The 3,190-nt window shown below is 41.3% G+C and carries 3 protein-coding genes and 1 pseudogene; 2 read left to right on the forward strand and 2 right to left on the reverse strand.

The window, feature by feature from the left end:
• The coding region (locus tag RMY63_RS41420) for a hypothetical protein (protein WP_322734230.1) at positions 1-655 on the reverse strand (655 nt) is incomplete at its 3' end.
• A 296-nt stretch (positions 656-951) separates the two neighbouring features.
• On the opposite strand from RMY63_RS41420, the gene RMY63_RS41425 reads away from it, so the two are divergent.
• Positions 952-1,122, forward strand: a complete 171-nt coding sequence (locus RMY63_RS41425) for a hypothetical protein (RefSeq protein WP_322734231.1) — start codon at positions 952-954, stop codon at positions 1,120-1,122.
• A 78-nt stretch (positions 1,123-1,200) separates the two neighbouring features.
• Here the strand turns inward: RMY63_RS41425 and RMY63_RS41430 are convergent.
• Positions 1,201-2,292 (reverse strand): annotated as a pseudogene (locus RMY63_RS41430) (pheophorbide a oxygenase); the annotation flags it as partial.
• On the opposite strand from RMY63_RS41430, the gene RMY63_RS41435 reads away from it, so the two are divergent.
• A complete protein-coding gene (locus RMY63_RS41435; protein WP_322734232.1) occupies positions 2,268-3,035 on the forward strand; it encodes a hypothetical protein in 768 nt (255 codons plus the stop codon). The pseudogene RMY63_RS41430 and the gene RMY63_RS41435 sit on opposite strands and share 25 nt — an antisense overlap.
• Positions 3,036-3,190 lie beyond the last annotated feature (155 nt).

Here is a 3,190-nt window from a genome sequence, read left to right on the forward strand (position 1 = left end):
TTACCACGCCCCAATAACCCGCTTTACCTCTCAAGTCTGGGTTATCCTTTGGCAAAAGAATGCATATTTCACCAATATGGTAAGGATTGGGTACTTTCGTCCTTTCGCGTATCCTATCTACAACATCTTTTACTATCCGACCAGAGGGAATCTTATTGCCAGCTTGCTCTACTGCCTGCTGCCAGACATCCGCTTGCACAGATGCTTCCAACTCAGCTTTCGCCAAAAAGCGCAATTGTCGTTCGTTGGTCGGCATTGGAATTTGCCGACCAATGGTCGGCAAAAACTTTTGAAGATTCTCATAAACCACAGTCGCTGAAATCTTCAAGTACGCCGCGTCACGACTATAATTGAAGCGTTCGCGGCAGTATTCTTCAAAAGTCCGGTGCGTGGAACGGTACAGCCGTCTGTCCCTCAACTCCATCAACGCCTGACCTGCTGACAAAAATGCCCTTTCTACCTGACGTTCCAATTGCAAGCGTAAGCTTTGTTCTTCCTCGGTCAACTCTGTAACTTCAACAGCAGTCACCGTAATCGTTGCTGAGGCTAGGTTGTCTTGGCCAGAAGTATTTTCGGGAGCAGAGTCGGTTGCTGGCTTTGGTTCACCAGATGCCAGAGGGATAACTTTCTTGCGTCTAGATGGTGGTTTGTTCATTGCCCAACCTCTAGGCTGACAGCAGTCGAACAAATATTGAATTGTGTCATCATGAAATATAGTGTTTTTATTTATGCCCCCATCCTTTAAACAGGTTGGGGTTTTCATTGCTTTTTATATTTTGCACCGATGGAAGAATACTTTGACGAAAATCAGTCCAATACCACAGTTAACAAGAAAGACTTCAGTTGTCAGGAGCCTGAATTCAATTCTGATTTCTGACTTCTGCCAACTGAATTCAATTTCAGCTTATTCTAGAAAATACCCTCTTCAGCACATGGGTAAAACAACGGCTAATGCTTGATTATTTAACGGCGGGTATTACATTTTGGATGACTTTATTTGGAGTACAAGAGTCGTTGTTAGAATTTCGCCTGGGTTATCTCGGTCGCTACTGGTTTCTTGCCATTAGTGCTAGCGTACTCCTTCCAGCAAGGCAGAGATACCCCTGGCACAGCATTTGGTGAAGATAGGTACTGCGGAATTGGCGCTATATGTTGAGCTACTTACAAAATTAATAATTTTGTAATTGTTGTCTAGTTCTGTCATTTTTGAGCATGAACATAGTCTACAAAGTAAAATTTAGGAACAAGCCAAAATTTGAGCCAAGTGTAAGCTGCTAAACTTAATAGTGCTGTAATAATTAGCGTTAAACCAAGCTTGACTCGAAGCGGATCTGGGAGGATAGCAACTCCTGAAATAGTAATAGCAGAGTATGCCAACAGTACCACTTGCAAACGCTGGATCAGCCTTAGCGCCCCTCGGCAGCTACTACAGTGCTGAGTATGTTGTTTGTAGCGATCAAGCAGTACAGTCCGACTGTCATTAATATTTGAGTTTTGTAAGAAATTAATTCCAACTTCATTCCACGGTAAATCCCCATTACAATACTTTTCAAACCAATTCCTAAACTCAATCACTAAACGATCTGCACTTGTAGGTAGCTTGTAGGCAGTTTTCCAGCTTTCAACTAACTTTTTTTGTTGAAAAAAACGCTCTTGCTGATGTAGAAGAATCATATCTCCATCAAGAAGTGGATTCCGAATTATGATGTGTTCTAACCAACGAGGTAATAAACTATAGATTGTTTTAGCAAAATTAATAGGAAATTGAGCCACTATTCTTGATCTGCCTGGAGACACTGGAATACAGTAAGTGACAATTCCTAACTGCTTTCCAGAACCAACACTAATTGCATATTCTAAGCGGCAAGGTGGTTCAAAAGTAATTGTTGTTCGTCCTGAGCTTCTTTCAATAACTGCTTCAATTAAATTTACTGTTGATTTCTTAATATTAATAGGTATAGGTACTCCTTGCTCTCGAATGCCTTGCACTTTATGATGTGCAAAAGGAACATGACTTGGATCTGCCACATTTTCAACAAGAGTTTGCCAATCATATTCTAAGTCGCGTACAAAAGAATCCCAAACAAAACCTTTGCTAGCATCTACTTGAGGTGACAGAGGTAATGGCGTAGTTGCAGCCTGTTCTGCTGATCTAGCATCTGGCCAAACCCAAAGTAAATCATTTTGCTGACGAACAGGGAATGTAACTGCACAGAAGTTTTTTTGATTCCTAGTAATAATTTCTGGATCTTCTGCTTGGGGAATATATGTACAAACTCCTTGAGCTTGAAATTAAGTCCAATACGATTAACATTACAAACAACGGAGGCGTTACCGCAACCACTACTGCCGGACAGGGTGGTGATATTAATATTACCTCAAATAATATTTTTATACGCAATGGAATTATCTCCACAACTGCTGGTCAGCAAGACACAAATGGTGATGGTGGCAACATCAATATCAACACAAATATCCTAGTTCTTGCGGAAAACAGTAGCATCACAGCTAACGCTTTTAAAGGACGAGGCGGAAATATCCTGATAAATGCTCGTGGATTATTTTTCTCTCCCAACAGTAAAATTACAGCTAGTTCACAATTCGGATTGAATGGTGACGTTCAGATCAACGGCTTTTATGTTGACCCTAATGGCATTGAGTCCGTACCAGAAAGACTTGCACAAAGTCCAAAAGTTGCATCAGCTTGCCAGGGACAGTCAGACGTGGCAGAAAGTGAATTTGTTATGAGTGGCGTGGACAGATTACCTCTGAGTCCTAACGATGTACCACCCATCAAACCAACTTGGCAAGATAATTTTGTTTCTACTCAGGTCAACAATAATTCAGAGGAGCCAAAATTGCAAAAACAAGCAACACAAATTGTAGAAGCTCAAGGTTGGGTGCAAGACTCTTACGGGAATGTGACCTTAACGGCAGAAGCAAATTCAGCAACACCTTATGCTGCGTCGTTCGCTAGCTTATGTTCTGAAGAAAATGTGTCAAAAAGTACTATAACAACCCATGCCCAGCAATGATTAAACGCCGAAAGTGGTTTAAGTATGTATTTTCAAGCATTCTAGGGTTATTAACAGTTGTAGGCAAGCCATCCATTATCGCTGCTCAAGCTGTAAATAAAACGTGAGTTCGACGGAACTAAAAAATGGCAGGAGGTAGTGCAGGCAAATCTTTT

Origin of the sequence: Nostoc sp. ChiQUE01b (assembly GCF_034531255.1) — a bacterium.
GTDB lineage: Bacteria > Cyanobacteriota > Cyanobacteriia > Cyanobacteriales > Nostocaceae > Nostoc.